This window comes from Qipengyuania algicida, from assembly GCF_009828025.1.
In the GTDB taxonomy this organism is placed as follows: Bacteria; Pseudomonadota; Alphaproteobacteria; order Sphingomonadales; family Sphingomonadaceae; genus Qipengyuania; species Qipengyuania algicida.
This window is the reverse complement of the sequence record NZ_WTYA01000003.1, coordinates 24,442-45,037: the sequence shown is the minus strand read 5'-3', so window position 1 is coordinate 45,037 and position 20,596 is coordinate 24,442. Positions and strand designations below refer to the sequence as shown.

The 20,596-nt window shown below is 61.8% G+C and carries 13 protein-coding genes; 8 read left to right on the top strand and 5 right to left on the bottom strand.

Going from position 1 to position 20,596, the window contains the following annotated elements:
* Position 1 precedes the first annotated feature (1 nt).
* A complete protein-coding gene (locus tag GRI58_RS04855; RefSeq protein ID WP_160752460.1) occupies positions 2-292 on the top strand; it encodes a hypothetical protein in 291 nt (96 codons plus the stop codon).
* Positions 293-368: 76 nt separating this feature from the next.
* Here the strand turns inward: GRI58_RS04855 and rplL are convergent, their stop codons facing one another.
* From rplL to GRI58_RS04840, 3 genes are all read right to left on the bottom strand, one after another.
* Positions 369-746 carry a 50S ribosomal protein L7/L12 gene (gene rplL / locus GRI58_RS04850; RefSeq protein ID WP_160752459.1) on the bottom strand — a complete coding sequence of 126 codons (378 nt, stop codon included), beginning with the start codon at positions 744-746 and terminating at the stop codon, positions 369-371.
* Between the two features lie 86 nt (positions 747-832).
* Positions 833-1,348: a 50S ribosomal protein L10 gene (gene rplJ / locus GRI58_RS04845; RefSeq protein ID WP_160752458.1), complete on the bottom strand. Its 516-nt coding sequence runs from the start codon at positions 1,346-1,348 to the stop codon at positions 833-835.
* A gap of 350 nt (positions 1,349-1,698) precedes the next feature.
* Positions 1,699-1,929, bottom strand: coding sequence for a hypothetical protein (locus GRI58_RS04840; protein ID WP_160752457.1), 231 nt, complete (start codon positions 1,927-1,929; stop codon positions 1,699-1,701).
* Positions 1,930-2,368: 439 nt separating this feature from the next.
* Between GRI58_RS04840 and rpoB the strand changes: the two genes are divergently transcribed.
* The 7 genes from rpoB (at position 2,369) to GRI58_RS04805 (ending at position 17,275) form a co-directional block, all read left to right on the top strand.
* On the top strand, positions 2,369-6,538 hold the full coding sequence (rpoB, locus tag GRI58_RS04835; protein ID WP_160752655.1) for a DNA-directed RNA polymerase subunit beta: 4,170 nt from the start codon (positions 2,369-2,371) through the stop codon (positions 6,536-6,538).
* A gap of 71 nt (positions 6,539-6,609) precedes the next feature.
* Positions 6,610-10,953, top strand: a complete 4,344-nt coding sequence (rpoC, locus tag GRI58_RS04830; protein ID WP_160752456.1) for a DNA-directed RNA polymerase subunit beta' — start codon at positions 6,610-6,612, stop codon at positions 10,951-10,953.
* A 323-nt stretch (positions 10,954-11,276) separates the two neighbouring features.
* The gene (locus tag GRI58_RS04825) at positions 11,277-11,996 is read left to right on the top strand and encodes a DUF1194 domain-containing protein (RefSeq protein ID WP_160752654.1); all 720 of its coding nucleotides are present in this window, start codon (positions 11,277-11,279) and stop codon (positions 11,994-11,996) included.
* A gap of 304 nt (positions 11,997-12,300) precedes the next feature.
* Positions 12,301-14,607: a putative bifunctional diguanylate cyclase/phosphodiesterase gene (locus tag GRI58_RS04820; RefSeq protein ID WP_160752455.1), complete on the top strand. Its 2,307-nt coding sequence runs from the start codon at positions 12,301-12,303 to the stop codon at positions 14,605-14,607.
* Positions 14,608-14,679: 72 nt separating this feature from the next.
* Positions 14,680-16,038, top strand: a complete 1,359-nt coding sequence (gene gltX / locus GRI58_RS04815) for a glutamate--tRNA ligase (protein WP_160752454.1) — start codon at positions 14,680-14,682, stop codon at positions 16,036-16,038.
* Positions 16,035-17,054 (top strand): arginase family protein, encoded by a 1,020-nt coding sequence (locus GRI58_RS04810; protein WP_160752453.1) that lies wholly within the window; start codon positions 16,035-16,037, stop codon positions 17,052-17,054. Before gltX ends, GRI58_RS04810 begins: the two co-directional genes overlap by 4 nt.
* A gap of 62 nt (positions 17,055-17,116) precedes the next feature.
* Entirely contained in the window at positions 17,117-17,275 is a 159-nt protein-coding gene (locus tag GRI58_RS04805) for a hypothetical protein (protein ID WP_160752452.1), read from the top strand.
* A 44-nt stretch (positions 17,276-17,319) separates the two neighbouring features.
* Here the strand turns inward: GRI58_RS04805 and GRI58_RS04800 are convergent, their stop codons facing one another.
* Together GRI58_RS04800 and pyk are read right to left on the bottom strand one after the other, a co-directional pair.
* Positions 17,320-19,032, bottom strand: a complete 1,713-nt coding sequence (locus tag GRI58_RS04800) for a thiamine pyrophosphate-dependent enzyme (protein ID WP_160752451.1) — start codon at positions 19,030-19,032, stop codon at positions 17,320-17,322.
* Positions 19,033-19,095: 63 nt separating this feature from the next.
* Positions 19,096-20,550: a pyruvate kinase gene (gene pyk, locus GRI58_RS04795; RefSeq protein WP_160752450.1), complete on the bottom strand. Its 1,455-nt coding sequence runs from the start codon at positions 20,548-20,550 to the stop codon at positions 19,096-19,098.
* Positions 20,551-20,596 lie beyond the last annotated feature (46 nt).

Sequence of the window (20,596 nt, the reverse complement as noted above, 5' to 3'; positions counted from 1 at the left end):
GATGCCGGAGAAAGCTGCGTTCGCTCTCGTAATCGGCATCGTGCTCGTAACCACGGCCTGCACTGCGCGGAAGAACGGCAAGCCGCAATGCGCAGGAACATTGCTGACCGTTCCCAAGGGTGCGGATGGGAAGGGCTTTACCATCGCGCAATTGATGACCCACGCCTCGGCCATGGGGCTGAGCCAGAAGGACGCCGAGACGCTGATCTACCTTGAAGGGATCAACCCGCAGGCGACGCCCAAACCCGGCGAGACGATCTGTCTTGATGGGAAGCCCGACGCAGCGAGATAGTCAGGACTCGCAAAGCAAAAGGGCGGCACCTTGCGGTACCGCCCTTCCGATTGTCTTGCAGTAAGACCGGTGAGGCTTACTTGAGCTCCACGGTGCCGCCAGCGGCTTCGATCTTGCCCTTGATCTCTTCGGCTTCGGCCTTGTTGACGCCTTCCTTGACGGCCTTCGGCGCGCCTTCGACGAGAGCCTTGGCTTCGGTCAGGCCCAGGCCGGTGATGGCGCGGACTTCCTTGATCACCTGGATCTTCTTGCCACCGTCGCCGGTCAGCACGACGTCGAATTCGGTCTGCTCTTCAGCAGCCGCACCGGCGTCACCACCAGCGGCGGGGCCAGCAACGGCCACGGCAGCAGCGGCGCTCACGCCCCACTCTTCTTCCAACGCCTTGGCAAGCTCAGCGGCTTCCATGACGGTCAGTTTCGAAAGTTCTTCAACAAGCTTGGCGATATCGGCCATGATGTTTCACTCCAAATATGTGGCGGGGCGGTCCCGAAACGGGTTGTGCCCCATGGATTGCAAATATGTTCTGACGCGAACGAACCTTACGCCGCTTCCTTGGCCGCATAGGCCCCGAATACGCGAGCGAGTTGTGCCGCGGGTTCCTTGATCGTGCGGACGACCTTTGTCGCCGGCGCGTTGAGGAGGCCCACGATCGTCCCGCGAAGTTCGTCGAGGCTGGGCATCGAGGCGAGCGCCTTGACCCCTGCTTCATCGAGCTTCTGCGCGCCCATCGAACCGCCGACAATTTCAAGCTTGTCGGTGGTCTTGGCGAAGTCCACCACGACCTTGGCCGCGGCAACCGGATCCTCGGAATAACCGAGGGCGGTCGGACCCGTGAGGAACTCGTCGAGCCCCACGTAATCGGTGTCCTTCAGGGCGAGCCTGGCGAGACGGTTCTTCGCAACCTTGTAGGACGCACCGGCTTCACGCATCTTCGAGCGCAATTCGGTGGATTGCGCCACCGACAGCCCCAGGTTGCGGGTGACGACTACCACGCCTGCCTGGCTGAAGACTTCGTTGAGCTGGGCGACCGAATCGGCTTTCTGCGAACGATCCATGCCATACTCCTTCTCTATGGCCGGACGGGATGGCTCCCGCACGGCCGGCTACGTTTGCCGCAACGCCCGAAGGGGCGGTACGAACGAGTCCGTTGTGACAAGGGAAGGAGGAGCGCCTGCCTGAAACATTCAGGATCTGGCGCGAAACGCCGACATGCCCCACGATGAGGTGTCGGACGAAAATCTCTTTTCCCCGTCTAGGCCGGAAATTAAGCCACGGCCAATCCGTGGCACCAGCTGTCTCGGACGGAACGAACGCCGGACGCAAAGAGGCCCGCCATTCGCAGGCGGGCCTCTAGACGTTTGAGCGTCCGTGTCAAGCCGATCCCCTTGCGGGGACCGTAACTCGATCAGTGAGCTGCGTCGGTCGAATCAGCAGCCGGGGTCGCGGTGTCGGTCGCAGCCGGGGTCGCGGTGTCGGTCGCCATTGCGTCGGCAGCCGGGGTCGCGGTGTCGGTGGCCATCGTGTCGGTAGTCATCGCGGTGTCGGTCGCGGTGGTGTCGGCCGGAGCTTCGGCCTTCTTGTCGCAGCCGACGAGAGCGAGCGACAGCGGGAGAGCGAGAAGAGCAAGCTTGTTCATGGTATAAATTCCTTTAGCCAAAATCGGCAGGCCATAAAATGGCCACATTTGAGGCTGCGCTCAAGAGAAAAATTGCATCAAGCACAATTTTGCTCGTGGAAACCGCTTGAGTGGCGCAGATTTCGGCCATTTGGAAGCGGATAAAATTGTGTAGGATTTGTGTCATCGGACGGGGTTTACAACCGCCGACCCGAACCCTACATGCACTGCAACCGCACGCTTCGAGCAAGTCCGATTCATGCGCGGGAATCGGAATTCAGGATGGAAGCGGCGTTTCCATAATCGCGACGCTAGAGAAGCTGCAGCCAGCCACCGAATAAGGTGTGTGTTCGCTGCGGCCTTTTCGCGTCTCGGATGTGGCTCCTTACGTGCGTGAGACTTGAGCGATCCGGCCCGCATCCTACGGCCCGGCCACACCAGTACGAGGCACCATTACTCCATGGCAACCAAGGCGAAAGCACCGCAGACCATCGTCTCCGGCACTGCAAAGCGGCGTATCCGCAAGATTTTCGGCGACATCCACGAAGTTGTCGAAATGCCGAACCTGATCGAAGTCCAGCGCGAAAGCTATGAGCAGTTCCTGCGCTCGGACAAGGAAACCGGATATGTTTCGGGCCTGGAAAAGACGCTGCGCTCGGTGTTTCCGATTCGCGATTTCGCAGGCACCGCCGAACTCGACTTCGTGCATTACGAACTGGAACCGCCCAAGTACGACGTGACCGAATGTCGCCAGCGCGGCATCACCTATGCGGCGCCGATGAAGGTGACGCTGCGCCTGATCGTGTTCGAAGTCGATCAGGAAACCGAAACCCGTTCCGTGCTCGATATCAAGGAGCAGGACGTTTACATGGGCGACATGCCGCTCATGACCGAGAACGGCACTTTCATCGTCAACGGCACGGAGCGCGTGATCGTCTCGCAGATGCACCGTTCGCCGGGTGTGCTGTTCGACCACGACCGCGGCAAGACTCACTCTTCGGGCAAGCTGCTGTTCGCCGCGCGGATCATTCCCTATCGTGGCAGCTGGCTCGATTTCGAATTCGATGCCAAGGACATCGTCAACGTGCGTATTGACCGCAAGCGCAAGCTGCCGGTCACCGCTCTGCTGTTCGCGCTCGGCCTCGATGCCGAGCAGATCCTCGCCGAATTCTACAACACCATCACGTGGAAGCGTGCCAAGGACGGCTGGCAAATTCCGTTCAGTGCCGACCAGTGGCGCGGCGCCAAGCCAGCCTTCGCGCTGGTCGATGCCAAGACTGGCGAGGAAGTGTTTCCCGCCGGCCAGAAGATCAGCCCGCGTGCAGCCAACAAGGCGGCCAAGGACGGTCTTGAAACCCTGCTGCTGCCGACCGAGGAAATCTTCGGCCATTTCGCCGCGCGCGACATGATCGACGAGAGCACGGGCCGCATCTACATCGAGGCCGGCGACGAGGTTGCTCCGGAAAATCTCGAAGTGCTCGACCAGGCGGGTGTGGATTCGCTAGATCTGCTCGACATCGACGACATCAACACCGGCCCATGGATGCGTAACACGCTCAAGGTCGACAAGGCGGAGAACCGCGACGAAGGTCTGGAAGCGATCTACAAGGTCATGCGTCCGGGTGAGCCGCCGACCAAGGAAACTGCCGAAGCGCTGTTCGAAGGCCTGTTCTTCGATGGCGAGCGCTACGACCTGTCCGCCGTTGGCCGCGTGAAGCTCAACATGCGTCTGGGCCTCGACGCCGAGGACACCGTGACCACGCTGCGCAAGGAAGATATCCTCGCCGTGGTCAAGGAGCTGGTCGACCTCAAGGACGGCAAGGGCGACGTTGACGACATCGACAACCTCGGCAACCGCCGCGTCCGCTCGGTGGGCGAGCTGCTGGAGAACCAGTACCGCGTCGGCCTGCTGCGCATGGAGCGCGCGGTGAAGGAGCGCATGAGCTCGGTCGACGTGTCGACCGTGATGCCGAACGACCTGATCAACGCCAAGCCGGCGGTGGCCGCAGTGCGCGAGTTCTTCGGTTCTAGCCAGCTCTCGCAGTTCATGGACCAGACGAACCCGTTGTCGGAAGTCACCCACAAACGTCGCGTCTCGGCGCTTGGGCCGGGTGGCCTTACCCGTGAGCGCGCGGGCTTCGAAGTCCGCGACGTTCACCCGACGCACTATGGCCGTATCTGCCCGATTGAGACGCCGGAAGGCCCGAACATCGGCCTGATCAACTCGCTGGCCTCGTTCAGCCGGGTCAATAAGTATGGCTTCATCGAAACGCCTTACCGCATCATCAAGGACGGCAAGGTGACGAGCGAAGTCGTCTATCTGTCAGCCATGGAAGAGCAGAAGCACACCGTCGCTCAGGCGTCTGCCGAGCTCGACGATGAGGGCGCTTTTGTCGAGGAATTCGTCTCGGCGCGTCAGAACGGCGATTATTTCATGGCGCCGCGCGAGCAGATCACGCTAATGGACGTTTCGCCCAAGCAGCTCGTTTCTGTGGCTGCGTCGCTGATCCCGTTCCTTGAAAACGACGACGCCAACCGCGCGCTGATGGGCTCGAACATGCAGCGCCAGGCGGTGCCGCTGGTCAAGGCCGAAGCGCCGTTCGTGGGCACCGGTATGGAAGAGACCGTGGCTCGCGATTCGGGTGCGGCGATTACCGCGACCCGCGGCGGCGTGGTTGACCAGGTCGACGCGACGCGTATCGTGATCCGCGCGATCGGCGATGTCGAACCCGGCCAGTCGGGCGTCGACATCTACACGTTGCAGAAGTTCCAGCGTTCGAACCAGAACACCTGCATCAACCAGCGTCCGCTGGTGAAGGTGGGCGAAGCGGTCGAACCCGGTGACGTGATCGCCGACGGTCCTTCGACCGATCTCGGCGAGCTGGCACTGGGCCGCAACAGCCTCGTCGCCTTCATGCCCTGGAACGGCTACAACTACGAGGACTCGATCCTCATCTCCGAGCGTATCGTGAAGGATGACGTCTTCACCTCGATCCACATCGAGGAGTTTGAGGTCATGGCGCGCGACACCAAGCTCGGGCCGGAAGACATCACCCGCGACATCCCCAACGTCGGCGAGGAAGCGCTGCGCAACCTCGACGAGGCGGGCATCGTCTACATCGGTGCCGAAGTGCACCCGGGCGACATTCTGGTCGGCAAGATCACGCCGAAGGGCGAAAGCCCGATGACGCCGGAAGAAAAGCTCTTGCGCGCCATCTTCGGTGAAAAGGCCAGCGACGTGCGCGACACTTCGCTCCGCCTGCCGCCGGGCGTAGCCGGGACGATCGTCGAAGTCCGCGTGTTCAACCGTCACGGGATCGAGATCGACGATCGTACGCGTGCGATCCAGAACGAGGAAATCGAGCGCCTGCGCAAGGACAGCCAGGACGAACGCGCGATCCTCAACCGGGCGACCTACAACCGCCTGAAGGACATGCTGATCGGCCAGACCGCTTCCGCCGCGCCCAAGGGCGTCAAGAAGGGTTCGGAAATCACCGAGGAGTTGCTCGAGGAAGTCGAACGCCACGAATGGTTCAAGTTCGCGGTTGCGGACGATGGCCGTCAGGCGCAGATCGAGGCGATCAAGGGCCAGTACGACGAAGCCGTGAAGGGCATCGACGATAAGTTCGAGGATCGCAAGGAGAAGCTCGAACGCGGTGATGAACTGGCGCCGGGCGTACTCAAGATGGTCAAGGTCTTCGTCGCGGTGAAGCGCAAGCTGCAGCCGGGCGACAAGATGGCCGGCCGCCACGGTAACAAGGGCGTCATTAGCCGGATCCTGCCGCAGGAAGACATGCCCTTCCTCGAGGACGGGACCCCGGTCGATATCGTGCTCAACCCGCTGGGTGTGCCTTCACGTATGAACGTGGGGCAGATCTTCGAAACCCACCTCGGCTTTGCCGCGCGTGAAATGGGTCAGCAGATCGGCCGCCAGCTTGAGGAATGGCGCGCTGCCAATCCCGACACGACCGAGGGCAAGCCGCCCGCTGCGATCGTCGACAAGCTCAAGGACGTCTATGGCGAGCAGTATCATGCCGACATCGAAAGCCGCTCCGCGGACGAGGTGATCGAACTTGCTTCCAACCTCGTTACGGGCGTTCCGATGGGCACCCCGGTGTTCGACGGTGCACGCGAAGGCGACGTAACGACCCAGCTGCAGAAGGCGGGTCTCGACGGGTCCGGCCAGTCGGTACTCTACGATGGCCGCACGGGCGAGGCGTTCGACCGCAAGGTGACCGTGGGCATCATCTACATGCTCAAGCTCCACCACCTTGTCGACGACAAGATCCACGCTCGCTCGATTGGCCCCTACTCGCTCGTCACCCAGCAACCGCTGGGCGGCAAGGCGCAGTTCGGCGGCCAGCGCTTCGGCGAGATGGAGGTCTGGGCGCTGCAGGCATACGGCGCGGCCTACACGTTGCAGGAAATCCTGACCGTGAAGTCCGATGACGTGGTCGGCCGCACCAAGGTCTACGAGGCGATCGTCAAGGGTGACGACACCTTCGAGGCCGGCATTCCGGAGAGCTTCAACGTGCTCGTCAAGGAAATGCGCAGCCTGGGCCTCAACGTCGAACTCAAGTCGTTGGCCGACGAGGACGACGACGACGGCATGCAGATCGCGGCTGAATAATCTGGGTGGGGCGGCCGTCATGGCCGCCCGCCTCAACCGCCCCGGATTTTTCCCTCAAAGGGATGTGAGAAATGAACGAACTGACCAAATTCACCAACCAACTCGCCAAGCCCGAGACGTTTGACGAGATCCAGATCGGCATCGCCAGCCCCGAGCGTATCCGCTCGTGGTCCTTCGGCGAGATCAAGAAGCCGGAAACGATCAACTACCGCACGTTCAAGCCCGAGCGTGACGGGTTGTTCTGCGCGCGCATCTTCGGCCCCGTGAAGGACTACGAGTGCCTGTGCGGCAAGTACAAGCGCATGAAGTACAAGGGCGTTGTCTGCGAAAAATGTGGCGTCGAAGTGACCGTGACCAAGGTCCGCCGCGAGCGGATGGGCCATATCGAACTGGCCGCGCCGGTCGCGCATATCTGGTACCTCAAGTCGCTGCCTTCGCGGATCGGCCTGCTGCTCGACATGCAATTGAAGCAGCTCGAGCGCGTCCTCTACTTCGAAGCCTATATTGTCACCGAGCCGGGTCTGACGCCGCTGGAGAAGTTCCAGCTGCTGACCGAGGACGAACTGCTCGAAGCACAGGATGAATATGGCGAGGACGCCTTCTCCGCCGGTATCGGCGCCGAGGCGGTCAAGTTCATGCTCATGGATCTCGACCTCGAGCAGGAGCGCGAGGATCTGCTGACCGAGCTGGAGGAGACCAAGTCGACCCTCAAGCCCAAGAAGATCATTAAGCGTTTGAAGGTCGTGGAAAGCTTTATCGAATCGGGCAACCGCCCCGAATGGATGATCCTCGAAGTGATCCCGGTCATTCCGCCCGAACTGCGCCCGCTGGTGCCGCTCGACGGTGGCCGTTTCGCCACCTCCGATCTCAACGATCTCTATCGCCGTGTCATCAACCGTAACAACCGCCTCAAGCGCTTGATCGAGCTGCGCGCGCCGGACATCATCGTCCGCAACGAGAAGCGCATGTTGCAGGAAGCGGTCGACGCGCTGTTCGACAACGGCCGTCGTGGCCGCGTGATCACCGGCGCCAACAAGCGTCCACTGAAATCGCTCAGCGACATGCTCAAGGGCAAGCAGGGCCGCTTCCGTCAGAACCTTCTGGGTAAGCGCGTGGACTATTCGGGCCGTTCGGTCATCGTGACCGGTCCGGAATTGAAGCTGCACCAGTGCGGCCTGCCCAAAAAGATGGCGCTCGAACTGTTCAAGCCGTTCATCTACGCCCGCCTCGACGCCAAGGGCCTGAGCATGACGCTCAAGCAGGCGAAGAAGTGGGTCGAGAAGGAGCGCAAGGAAGTCTGGGACATCCTCGACGAGGTGATCCGCGAGCATCCGGTGCTGCTCAACCGCGCGCCGACGCTCCACCGTCTCGGCATCCAGGCGTTCGAGCCCGTGCTGATCGAAGGCAAGGCGATCCAGCTTCACCCGCTGGTGTGCTCGGCCTTCAACGCCGACTTCGACGGTGACCAGATGGCCGTGCACGTCCCGCTGAGCCTCGAGGCGCAGCTGGAAGCGCGCGTGCTGATGATGAGCACCAACAACATCCTCTCGCCCGCCAACGGCAAGCCGATTATCGTGCCCTCGCAGGACATGGTGCTGGGGATCTACTATCTGTCCATGGAGCGGCAGGAGAAGAAGCCCGAATTTACCGAGGGCGAGAAGGGCGAAAAGCACGAGAAGCTGCCGGTATTCTCCGACATGGCCGAAGTGCACCAGGCGCTCGAAACCAAGGCCGTGACGTTGCACACGCGCATCATGGCGCGCGTCCCGCAGGCCGAGGAAGACGGCAAGGTCGTGATGAAGCGTTTCGTCACCACACCGGGCCGGATGCTGATCGGCGAATGTCTTCCGAAGAACCACAAGGTGCCATTCGACATCGTCAATCGCCTGCTGACCAAGAAGGACATCGGCGACGTGATCGACGAGGTCTATCGTCACACCGGCCAGAAGGACACGGTGCTGTTCGCCGACGCGATCATGTCGCTCGGCTTCCGCAACGCGTTCAAGGCCGGCATCTCGTTCGGCAAGGACGACATGATCATCCCGCTCGCCAAGGACAAGCTGGTCGACGATACCAAGACGCTGGTGGCCGATTACGAGCAGCAGTATCAGGACGGTCTGATCACCCAGCAGGAAAAGTACAACAAAGTGATCGACGCCTGGAGCCGGTGCGGCGACCAGGTGGCCGACGCCATGATGGAGGAAATCCGCTCGCAGCCGATCGACGACGATGGCAAGCAGGGGCAGATCAACTCGATCTACATGATGAGCCACTCCGGTGCGCGTGGTTCGCCAGCGCAGATGAAGCAGCTCGCCGGTATGCGCGGCCTGATGGCCAAGCCTTCGGGCGAGATCATCGAAACGCCGATCATCTCGAACTTCAAGGAAGGCCTGACCGTCCTTGAGTACTTCAACTCGACCCACGGCGCCCGTAAGGGCCTGGCCGATACCGCGCTCAAGACGGCGAACTCGGGTTACCTGACCCGTCGTCTGGTCGATGTGTCGCAGGACTGCGTGATCGTCGAGGACGACTGCAAGACCGAGAACGCGCTGGTGATGCGCGCCATCGTGCAGGGTGGCAGCGTGATCGCCTCGCTCGGCGAGCGCATCCTCGGTCGCACCACGGCGGAAGACATCACCAACGCCGCCACCGGCGAAGTGATCGTCAAGGCCGGCACGCTGCTCGACGAACCGATGGTCAAGGCCATCGAAGAAGCCGAGGTCCAGCAGGCCAAGATCCGCAGCCCGCTGGTCTGCGAAGCCGAACAGGGCGTTTGCGCGACATGCTATGGCCGTGACCTTGCCCGCGGTACGCCGGTGAACATCGGCGAAGCGGTGGGCGTCATCGCGGCGCAGTCGATCGGTGAGCCCGGCACCCAGCTGACGATGCGGACCTTCCACATCGGCGGTGCGGCGCAGCTCAACGAAACGAGCCACCTCGAATCGGTTTCCGACGGTAAGGTCGTGTATCGCGACATGCCCACGATCACCGACAAAAAGGGCCGTATCCTCTCGCTCGCCCGCAACGGCGAGTTGGCGGTGATCGACGCCGAGGGCCGCGAGCGTGAAATCCACAAGGTGCCTTACGGTACCGTGCTGATGCACAAGGATGGCGCCAAGGTGAAGGAAGGCGATCGTCTGGCGGAATGGGATCCGTTCTCGCTGCCGATCATCACCGAGCAGTCGGGCGTGGTGAAATACCAGGACCTGATCGACGGCACGACCATGGAAGAACGTGTGGACGATGCCACCGGTATCGCCCAGCGCGTCGTCACCGAACTGCGTACCACCGGTCGCAAGAAGAAGGACGATTTGCGTCCACGCATGACCCTGATGGGCGAAGGCCAGACGGACGATGGCGAAACCGAAGCCCAGCGTTACATGCTGGCTCCGGGCACCACGCTGTCGGTTGACGATGGCCAGCAGGTCGAGGCGGGTGACATCCTTGCACGTGCATCGCGTGAAGCTGCCAAGACGCGCGACATCACCGGCGGTTTGCCGCGTGTTGCCGAGCTGTTCGAAGCGCGTCTGCCGAAGGACAATTCGATTATCGCCAAGATTTCGGGGCGGATCGAATTCGTTCGCGAATACAAGGCGAAGCGCAAGATCGCGATCGTGCCGGAGGAAGGGGATGCAGTCGAATACCTGATCCCCAAGACCAAGGTGATCGACGTCCAGGAAGGCGACTTCGTTAAGAAGGGCGATACGCTCATCTCGGGCTCGCCCAACCCGCACGACATTCTGGAAGTTCTCGGAATCGAGGCGCTGGCCGAATATCTCGTGAACGAAATCCAGGAAGTCTATCGCTTGCAGGGCGTGAAGATCAACGACAAGCACATCGAGGTGATCGTTCGCCAGATGCTGCAGAAGGTCGAGATCACCGATGGCGGCGACACCACGCTGTTGCCGGGCGAGCAGGTCGATCTGGAAGAGATGAACGCGCTCAACTCCAAGCTGGCGAGGAACAAGAAGCCGGCAGAAGGCAAGCCGATCCTGCTCGGGATCACCAAGGCGAGCCTACAGACGCGCTCGTTCATCTCTGCGGCTTCGTTCCAGGAGACGACCCGCGTGCTCACCCAGGCTTCGGTCGAGGGCAAGAAGGACACGCTGATCGGCCTCAAGGAGAACGTGATCGTCGGCCGCCTGATTCCTGCCGGTACGGGCGCAGGCATGAACCGGCTGCGGGTCACCGCCTCCAGCCGCGACGCCGCGCTCAAGGCTCAGTGGAAAAAGGCGCAGGAGGCGATCATCGCAGCCAACACCGCCGAGGAAGAGCACGCAGCCGAGCTGCAGCGCGATCCCGCCGACGACATCGGTGACGATCCGCTGGCGAAGGTCGAGGGTGAAACCCACGGCACCGATGCCGATGCTGGCGAGTATCTCGAGCAGTCGGACGAAGGCGAGACGAACGCCTGAACCCGACAGCCATAGCGTTCATTTCAGGAACCCCGCCGGAGCGATCCGGCGGGGTTTTTGTTATGTCCGGTATTCTGTTCCAATCCGGGACAAATGCGGCGCTACTCATCAACGCTATTGACGCCTCGAACCACAAACATTACCAAAAGTTCATCTTAAGCGGTGTGCGCCTCCGGCTCTTGTTCCGGTAGTTGGCACAAAGACAGAGACCGGTCGCCTCAAAAAAGACAGTCGCCAAAAACACGCACTTTCCCTGACGCGGGTAAATTCGCTCGCGTCTTTCGGGTCGTTGATACGATTTCAAAACCGAAAGAGGGAATATCATGAAAAAGCTTCTACTGACCGCGCTTGGCGCAGCATCGACTTTTGCGATGGCGGCGCCGGCATCAGCGGCCACCATTGAACTCGCCTTGGCGCTGGACGCGTCCGGGAGCATTGGATCGGCTAATTTCAACCTCCAGCGCCAAGCCTATATCAATGCCCTGAGCGATACTTCGATACTGCCTCAGGATGGCACGATTGCGATTGGAGTGTACCGATTTGCCAGTTCCACCACGACGATTTTCTCGATGGCGGAGATTACTTCGGGTAACTTCAGTGCCCTGATCACCGCCTTGACCAATATGGCTTACACCGCCGGCGGCACCAATATCGGCAGTGCGATCGACGCAGCGAGAGCCGATATCGTCGGCAACGGTGTCTCGTCCAACCGCCAGATCATTGATGTATCCACCGATGGCATCGGAAGCATGGGAACATCGGTTGCCGATGCGCTTGGTGCAGGGATTGATCAGATCAACTGTATCGGTATCGGTGCCGGAGCCGACTGTACCAATGTGGTGGGCGGAACCGGTTCATTCTCCCTGACGGCGAGTAACTTCGCGGCGTTCGAATCGTCGCTGAGGACGAAGCTCACCCGTGAAATCACTGGCGGCGCAGTTCCCGAACCGGCGACCTGGCTGATGCTGATCCTCGGCTTCGGTGCTGTAGGTGGAGCGCTCCGCGCTTCACGTCGGCAAAAGGTGAATCTCACCTTCGCCTGATTGCGATTTGAGCAATGCATACCAGCGTCCTTGCCGGTCTTCGGGCCAGCAGGGACGTTGTCGGCAGGGGCGACAACCGCACGTCAAGCCGCTTCGCTGGCTTGTCGCTTCCGGGTCTCGGGGCACTCGACCGGCTTGATGTCTGCGGGTGTCCCGGACCTTGTTTGCAACCGCTTTTCGATGTCCCTTGAAGGAAAATTGTGCTTTAACAAGGGACGAATAGTGGCAACAGCGGGACAGGGCGATCAATCAGGCGGCATTTTCGGCTGACGGCGAATATGATGCGGTAACACTCGATCGCCTGATGCTGCGGCGCAGGCTCGAGCAGTTTGCGCAATCCTCTTCGCTCGCGCTGGCACCTGCGATTGCCTCCGTCTTGGTGCTGCTGGCGAGTTTTGCTGCAGACGCGCCGCTGACGCTGATCGCACCATGGGCTGCTTTCGCCTTCCTGATCATTGGCCTGCGTCTCGTGCTCGCCGCGCAATTACGCGTCGAACTGGCGGACGATCGGGTCAGTCAGCTGCGCTGGAAACAGGTGAATGCGGTGCTGATGGCGGGCAGCGTGGCCTGGTCATCCGGTTTCATCTTTGCTGCCTTCTTCGGCGATGGCTTGCAACATGCCGTGCTTGGTCTGGTCGGAGCAGCCATCTTCAATACGGTGCTGCTGGCGCACCGTAACGTCCCGCGAGCAGCGCAGGTGCATATTGTCACGGTCGGTGGCGGCCTCGCTCTGGCGGCATGGATTATCGCCGGACACGATGCCCTCGCGATCATCGCATTGATCGTTGTTTATGCACTTTCGCTGTTGATCATGATCCGTGTTCAGGATTTGGCCTTTCGCCGGGCGTGCGAGGGTGAATTGCTGCGTCGTCAGAGCGAGGATACTGTGCGCGTCCTGCTCCATGAATACGAGGCGCAAGCATCGGATTTTCTCTGGACGCTCGACGATGCGGGTGTGTTGTGCGAAGTCTCACCCAGGCTGGCCGAGGTCGCCGGAATTGATCCGCAAGGGCTCACCGGCCGCCGCTTGCTGGAGCTGTTCGACGCGGGGGAATCGCGTGACCGGCTTGCCGACCTGCTGGCCGATCGTGCCCCTTTTCGCGATCTGGTGGTTTCGCTGTCCGTGGCGGGCGAACAGCGCTGGTGGTCGCTCTCCGCAAGACCTCAATCCGGCGCAAGGATCACAGGCGTCGGGCGGGACGTGACCGAGGCGCGGATGGTCGAACAGCAGGTCCAGCACATGGCCCATTTCGACCAGCTCACCGGGCTTGCCAACCGCTATTGCTTCGACCGTGAATTGCGCACGGCGCTGGCCGCGGCCAGCAGCCCGCGCGAGGTCGCCCTGTTCTATCTCGATCTCGACGATTTCAAGGCTATCAACGACACGCAGGGGCACGGAATGGGCGATGCCTTGCTCAGCCAGATGGGCGCGCGGCTCGCGGGCGAAGTGCGCGATGGCGATCTGGTCGCCCGGCTCGGTGGGGACGAATTCGCGGTGCTGATGCGCACCAGCGCGGGCGATGGGATGCTGATGGAGCGCGCGCACCGCTTCCTCGCCGTCGCGCGCGCGCCGTTCCGTATCGATGGCCAGACCTTCTGCGTCTCGACCAGTATCGGCATCGCACGTTGTCAGGCCGAAAACGATGCCAGCAAGGTGTGCGATGCGGCCGAGCTCATGCGGCGGGCCGATCTCGCGCTTTACGCGGCCAAGGCCAAGGGACGTGACGAGTTTGCGCTGTTCGACGAGGCGATCGATCGCGCCGCCAGGAAGCGCCGGCAGATCGAAACCGAGCTGCGCCAAGCGATCGAGGGCGATCAGCTGCGGCTCTATTATCAGCCGATCATGGATCTCGACAGCAGTGCCATAAGCGCCTTCGAAGTGCTGGTGCGCTGGAATCATCCGCGTCGCGGGTTGCTGACGCCGGACGAATTCCTGCCGATTGCAGAAGACAGCGGGTTGATCCTTCCGCTGGGCTATTGGGTGATCCGCAACAGCCTGAACGAATTGCGCGAATGGGACGGGGATTTCCGTATCGCCATCAACCTGTCGGTGACGCAAATGCGCGATGCGCAACTGGTGCCGACGATCCGCGAATTGCTCGTCACCACCGGCATAGCGCCGGAACGGGTCGAATTCGAAATTACCGAAAGTGTGCTGATCCGCGATGGCGACGCGGGGCTCGGCACGATGCGCCGTCTGCGCGATCTTGGTGCAAGCATGGCGCTCGACGATTTCGGGACGGGTTACTCGTCGCTCAGCTATCTGCGCAGCTACCCCTTCGACCGGATCAAGATCGACAGGAATTTCGTAGTCGACATCACTGCCAGCGAAGAAGCGCGCGCGATCGTCGGGACGATTGCGCAGCTCGCCGATGCGCTGGGCATGTATACCATAGCGGAAGGGGTCGAGAACGCGGAACAGCTGGCGCTGCTGCGCAAGCTCGGCTGCGATGAGGCGCAAGGCTTCTTCATCCAAAAGCCAATGGCGGGCGCCGAGATCGATCAGCACATGTTCGAAGCGACGGATGCGGGTGAGGATGACGGGGTGCTCAATTATCGCCGTGCGCTCAAGGCGGCGATCGCGCGCAAGAAGGGCAGGCGGCACGCCTGATCCCACGCGCTGCGCAAGCGGACTCTCTCGCCTCTCGCCAAGCCGCTCTGCAAGCGGTATCGGCGCGGCACCATGACTATTACCACCACCCGTTTCGCACCGTCCCCGACGGGCAGCCTCCACGTTGGCAATATCCGCACCGCGCTCCACAACTGGCTGCTGGCCAAGAAGCATGGCGGGCGGTTCCTGCTGCGCATCGACGACACCGATGCCGAGCGCAGCCGCGAAGAGTATGTCGAGTCGATCCGCGCTGATCTTGCATGGCTGGGGATCGAACCGGATGGCGAGGAACGCCAGTCACAGCGACTGGCGTTGTATGAAGCAGTGTTTTCCGCGCTTCAGGCCGCCGGACGCGTCTATCCCTGCTACGAGACCGCGCAGGAACTCGATCTCAAGCGCAAGATACAGCTCGGGCGTGGCCTGCCGCCGATATACGACCGTGCGGCGTTGGCTTTGAGTGCGGAGGAGCGCGCGGAAAAGGAAGCGCAGGGTATCGCGCCACACTGGCGTTTCAAGCTCGATCACGCCGAGCCGATCCAGTGGGAGGACGGGGTCAGAGGCACGCAGAAATTCGATCCGGCGCAGCTTTCCGACCCGGTGATCCGGCGCGCGGACGGCAGCTGGCTCTACATGCTGCCAAGCGTGATCGACGATCTCGATATGGGCATCACCGACGTCTTGCGCGGTGAGGATCATGTTTCGAATACTGCCGTTCAAATACAGATGTTTACCGCGGCAATTGCTGCACAGTATAGTGCAGCAAGAACCATCCCGAATTTTGCTCATGAGGCATTGCTGGTGGGTAGTGAGGGCAAGCTGTCCAAGCGGCTCGGCTCGCTCGGGTGTGATGCCTTCCGCGAGCGCGGGATCGAGCCGCAGGCGCTGCTGGCGCTGCTCGCAAGGCTGGGTACGTCTCAGCCGGTCGAGCCTATTGCCGAGCGGTCGGAACTGATCGAGACTTTCGACCTGAGCAGTTTCGGTCGGGCGCCGGCAAAATTCGACGATGCTGATCTCGACCGACTCAATGCGGGCATCGTCCATGCGCTGGATTATGAAACGATCTCGACGCGCCTGCCCGATGGGATGGACGAAGCGGGATGGCTGGCGATCCGTCCCAATCTTGTTCGTGTCGGTGAAGCCGCCGACTGGTGGAAGCTTGTCACCGGCCCGATCGAAACGCCCGAGTTCGCTGACGAGGATCGTGTCTTCCTTGTCGAAGCGGCCAAGCTAATGAGCTGGAAGGAGGACCCGTGGCACGCGCTTGCCGATACGCTCAAGCAGGAGACCGGGCGCAAGGGCAAGGCTTTGTTCCTGCCTCTGAGGCAGGCACTGACGGGGATGGACCATGGTCCGGACATGGCGCACTTGCTGCCGCTTATCGGCGAAGAGCGCGCGCGCGCCCGGCTTGAACGGGCAGGCAAGGCCGGGTGAGAATTTTCCACCACCCGGACCAGTTGCGTCACGCACCCCTGCGTGAGCTGAACAATGGCGAGTGGACGGATTATGCTGAAACGCCCGCACGGCTGACGACTATCTTGAATGCACTTGGCGAAGTGGAGGAGGCTCGCGATTTCGGCCTTGATCCGATTCTCGCCGTTCACGATCAAAGCTATGTCGCCTTCCTCAAATCCGCGCATGACGACTGGCTTGCCGCCGGGCGCAGCGGCGATGCGATCGGCTATACATTCCCGATCGTCGGTCGCCGCAAGCTATCGTTGGCACGAATCGATGCACGCATCGGCGCGCACGCCATGGATGCGGCGACGCCGATTGCCGCGGGCACTTGGGCAGCAGCATATGGTGCAGCTCAAGCAGCTCTGTCGGCGTTCGATGCGGTGGCGCGGAGCGAGGAACGTTTTGCCTTCGCCGCCTGCCGACCTCCGGGTCATCATGCGGGGGCGGATTACATGGGCGGCTATTGCTACCTCAACAACGCAGCCATCGTCGCGCGGCAAGCGGTCTCGCAAGGTTTGAGTCCGGTCGCGGTCCTCGACGTCGATTACCATCATGGCAATGGCACGCAGGATATCTTTTACGACGATGGGGACGTCCTGTTCGCCTCGATCCATGCCGATCCCACAACCGATTTCCCGTTCTACTGGGGCCACGCAGATGAGTGCGGCAGCGGTGGCGGGGAGGGCGCGACGATCAATGTGCCGCTACCGCGCAGCACTGATTGGAACGGCTATCGTCCTGTGCTCGAAAATATATGTGCACGGATCGCGGCCTGGGGGGCGAAATTTCTGGTCGTCAGCTTTGGTGCGGATACGTTCGCAGGCGATCCGATCTCGCAGTTCCGTCTCGCAACCGCCGATTATCGCGCGATGGGGGCGATCATTGCCAAGCTCGGCCTGCCGGGCGTGATCGTGATGGAAGGAGGCTATGCGGTCGGCGCGCTCGGTGCCAACGTCACGACGTTCCTCGCGGGCTTTTCCGACCAGGCGTGAACGCGGTTTTAACCCAATTTTTCAAATTGGACTTAACCGCTCCGGGCGCAATACATGCTGTCATGTTCAAGCGAATTCTCATCAGCGTGGCGATCATCACCGGCGCACTGGCCTATGCCGGCGTCCATCCCGATGACATCAGCCGTGAAATGCATTCGCTCTCGCAACAGGGTGCCGGAAGCATGATGGGCGACAGCAACAACGGTTACGGCTACAACTGAACGCAATCGTTCCTGCTGGTACGGACGCCGCCCGGCAGGCAATCTCAGCGCAGGAAATTGTCTCGCAACAATGAAATTACCTCGCTGCTGCGCCCGTCAAGCACGGCTTTGACGCCGAACATGGCCGTCGATGCGACCTGCGAAGCTTCGATCTTCGGCGGCATCACCAGCTCGACGCGGTTGACCTTCACATCGAGCAGGGCGGGGCCGGGTTCGGCCAGCCAGGCATCCATTGCCGCAGGCAAGTCATTGGCATTCTCGACCCGGCGACCATTCAGGCCGCAAGCCTCGGCGACGCGCGCGAAATCCGGGTTCTTCAGGCCAGTGTAGTGATCGACCAGCCCTTCCACGCGCTGCTCCATTTCGACGAAACCGAGCGAACCGTTGTTGAAGATGAGCAGCTTTGCAGGGATCTGTTCCTGAACCAGGGTCAGCAGGTCCCCCATCAGCATGGTCATGCCGCCGTCGCCGCACATCGCGATCACCTGCCGTTCGGGATAGGCTAGCTTGGCTCCCATCGCCTGCGGATAGGCATTGGCCATGGTGCCGTGGAGCAGGCTGGTGAGGAAGCCGCGCTTCCCGTTGGCATCGAGGTGACGCAGCAGCCAGACCATCGGCGATCCGCCATCGGCAGTGAAGATCGCATCCTCGGCCGCCTTCTCGTTGAGAAGATTGGCGACATATTGCGGGTGGATCAGCGTCGGATCGCTCTCTTTCCCTGCATCCTTGTAACCCTTGTGGTCCTCCGCCCATTCGGCCTGCTGCTGGGACAGATGCGCCGTATCGCTGCGCGCACGCACGAGCGGGGTCAACGCTTCAAGAGTGCTGGCCGCATCGCCGACCAGCCCAAGGTCGACCGGCGAGCGCCGTCCGAGATGGGTCGGTTCGATATCGATCTGGGCAATCTTCTTGTCGGGATAATATTGCGTATAGGCGAAGTCGCAGCCGAGCGTGATGACAAGGTCGGCGCGTTCCAGCGCGTTGACGCCAGCACGATTGCCGAGAATGCCGTTGACCCCGACGTTGAAAGGATTGTTCGGCTCCAGCCATTGCTTGGCGCGGGTGGTGTGGACCATCGGCACCTTCACCTTGTCGCAAAAGGCGCGGATCTGTTCGAGCGCATCGCGCGCGCCGATCCCGGCATAGAGGGTGACCTTGTCAGCCTCGTCCACCATGCGGGCGAGTTCGGAAAGCTCTGCTTCGCTCGGCAAGCAGCGTGGCTGCGGGCGCATGACCCCCCAAGCCTGCTCGTCCTTGTCGGTCTGGGTGAACATGTCGCCGTTGACGATCACCACCGCGACGCCGCGCTTGGTCAGCGCCGTTTGCGCCGCCTTTGCGACGATGCGCCGCGCTTGTGACGGGTGAGAGATATATTCGCAGAAATGCGAGTGTTGCTCGTAGACCTTGCGCTGGTCCACTTCCTGCGGGAAGTTGAACCCGCTCTCGTTGCGCGCCACGTCCGAGGCGATCAGCACCATCGGCGCGCCGTTGCGGTGGGTCTCGTAAACGCCATTGACGAAATGCAGCGAGCCCGGCCCGCAAGTGCCCGCACAGACAGTCAACTCGTCGGTGAAATAGGATTCTCCGCCCGCGGCCAGTGCTCCGGCCTCTTCGTGGCGGACATGGACCCAGCGCAGGTTCGACTTGGCGACCGCATCGGTGAAATGATTGATCGTATCGCCGGGAATGCCGTAAATCCGCCGCGCGCCCGCCTGTTCGAGTGCATCGACCACGATTTGCGCCACATTCTTCGCCATGAAATTTTTCTCCGTAGCCGTCCGCACAGGCAATTGGGCGCCACGACAAAGTTTCCGGACGCGTCAGCCGTCGTGATGGTCCAGTTCGTTCCCGGACAGTGTCACCACATGGATGAGATTGGTCGATCCCGGTGTACCGAAGGGCACACCCGCCAGAGCGATGAGCTTGTCGCCGCCCTGTGCAAAGCCGTGGCGCAGAGCCATCCGCTTGCCCTTGGCGATCATCTCTTCGAAACTGCCGATGTCCTTGGTCGCCACGGCATGAGCGCCCCACAAGAGTGCGCACCGTCTCGCCGTAGTGTTCGAAGGTGTCAGCACCAGCATCGGCACGCTCGGGCGTTCGCGCGCCACGCGGCGGGCGGTGGAACCCGAACCGGTGAATACCGTGACCGCGCGGATCGTCACCGTGTCGGAGATGGTCATGCAGGCATGGGCCAGCGCATCGGCGGTGGTGCGGTCGGGCGGCGTGTCGAGGAAGCGCACGCGCGCCAGATAAGCGCTGTCGCGTTCCACCTGCACGGCGATCTTGTCCATGATGGTGACGGCCTCTTCCGGCCAGTCGCCCGCCGCGGTTTCCGCGCTCAGCATCACCGCGTCGGCCCCGTCGTAAACCGCATTGGCGACGTCGGAGACTTCGGCGCGGGTCGGGGCAGGGCTTTCGATCATCGATTCGAGCATCTGCGTCGCGACGATCACCGGCTTGCCCGCATGGCGAGCGGCGCCGACGATCTGCTTTTGCAGCGGCGGGACCTCCTGCGGCTCCAGTTCCACGCCCAGATCGCCGCGCGCGACCATGATGCCGTCAGACAGCTCGATGATCTCGTCGAGGCGGCGCACTGCCATCGGCTTTTCGATCTTGGCGCACAGCGCGCCTTTCCCGCCCATCAGCTTGCGCGCTTCGGCCAGATCTTCGGGCCGCTGGACAAAGCTGAGGCCGATCCAGTCCGCCCCTTGCGCCATCGCGAAGGCGAGGTCGCGCCGGTCCTTGTCGGTCAGTGCCGGGATCGGAACCTCCGCGTCGGGTACGTTGACGCCCTTGCGGTCCGAAATGACCCCGCCGACCTCGGCAGAGCAGAGGATCTCGTCCTCGCTCGCACGGATAACGCGCAGGCGGATCTTGCCATCATTGATCAGCAGCCGCTGGCCCTTTTCCATCAGCCCGAACAATTCGGGGTGAGGCAGTTGCACGCGGTTCTCGTCGCCCGGCTCCTGTTTCCGGTCGAGGGTGAAATGTCCGCCATGACGGATAACCGCCTTGCCATCCTTGAACGTGCCGACGCGCAGTTTTGGCCCTTGCAGGTCGGCGAGGATCGCGATCGGACGACCGAATTTCTTTTCTACCGCGCGGATTGCGGCGATGGTCTGGGCGTGGGTATCCTGATCGCCGTGGCTCATGTTGACGCGGAAGGCGTCCACCCCGGCCTTGAACAGCCGTTCGAGCATTTCGGGGGACCGGCTGGCAGGGCCGACGGTGGCGAGGATCTTGACCTTGCGGTCGCGGGGCTCGAATTTCTGCATCGATGCGCCCTATGGCAGAGGCGTGAGACAGTTTGAAGGAGTATTG

Bases quoted from the DNA above. Each gene is read 5' to 3' on its own strand.
- GRI58_RS04855 (WP_160752460.1), top strand. From the start codon at position 2: ATGCCGGAGAAAGCTGCGTTCGCTCTCGTAATCGGCATCGTGCTCGTA.
- rplL (WP_160752459.1), bottom strand. From the start codon at position 746: ATGGCCGATATCGCCAAGCTTGTTGAAGAACTTTCGAAACTGACCGTC.
- rplJ (WP_160752458.1), bottom strand. From the start codon at position 1,348: ATGGATCGTTCGCAGAAAGCCGATTCGGTCGCCCAGCTCAACGAAGTC.
- GRI58_RS04840 (WP_160752457.1), bottom strand. From the start codon at position 1,929: ATGAACAAGCTTGCTCTTCTCGCTCTCCCGCTGTCGCTCGCTCTCGTC.
- rpoB (WP_160752655.1), top strand. From the start codon at position 2,369: ATGGCAACCAAGGCGAAAGCACCGCAGACCATCGTCTCCGGCACTGCA.
- rpoC (WP_160752456.1), top strand. From the start codon at position 6,610: ATGAACGAACTGACCAAATTCACCAACCAACTCGCCAAGCCCGAGACG.
- GRI58_RS04825 (WP_160752654.1), top strand. From the start codon at position 11,277: ATGAAAAAGCTTCTACTGACCGCGCTTGGCGCAGCATCGACTTTTGCG.
- GRI58_RS04820 (WP_160752455.1), top strand. From the start codon at position 12,301: ATGCTGCGGCGCAGGCTCGAGCAGTTTGCGCAATCCTCTTCGCTCGCG.
- gltX (WP_160752454.1), top strand. From the start codon at position 14,680: ATGACTATTACCACCACCCGTTTCGCACCGTCCCCGACGGGCAGCCTC.
- GRI58_RS04805 (WP_160752452.1), top strand. From the start codon at position 17,117: ATGTTCAAGCGAATTCTCATCAGCGTGGCGATCATCACCGGCGCACTG.
- GRI58_RS04800 (WP_160752451.1), bottom strand. From the start codon at position 19,032: ATGGCGAAGAATGTGGCGCAAATCGTGGTCGATGCACTCGAACAGGCG.
- pyk (WP_160752450.1), bottom strand. From the start codon at position 20,550: ATGCAGAAATTCGAGCCCCGCGACCGCAAGGTCAAGATCCTCGCCACC.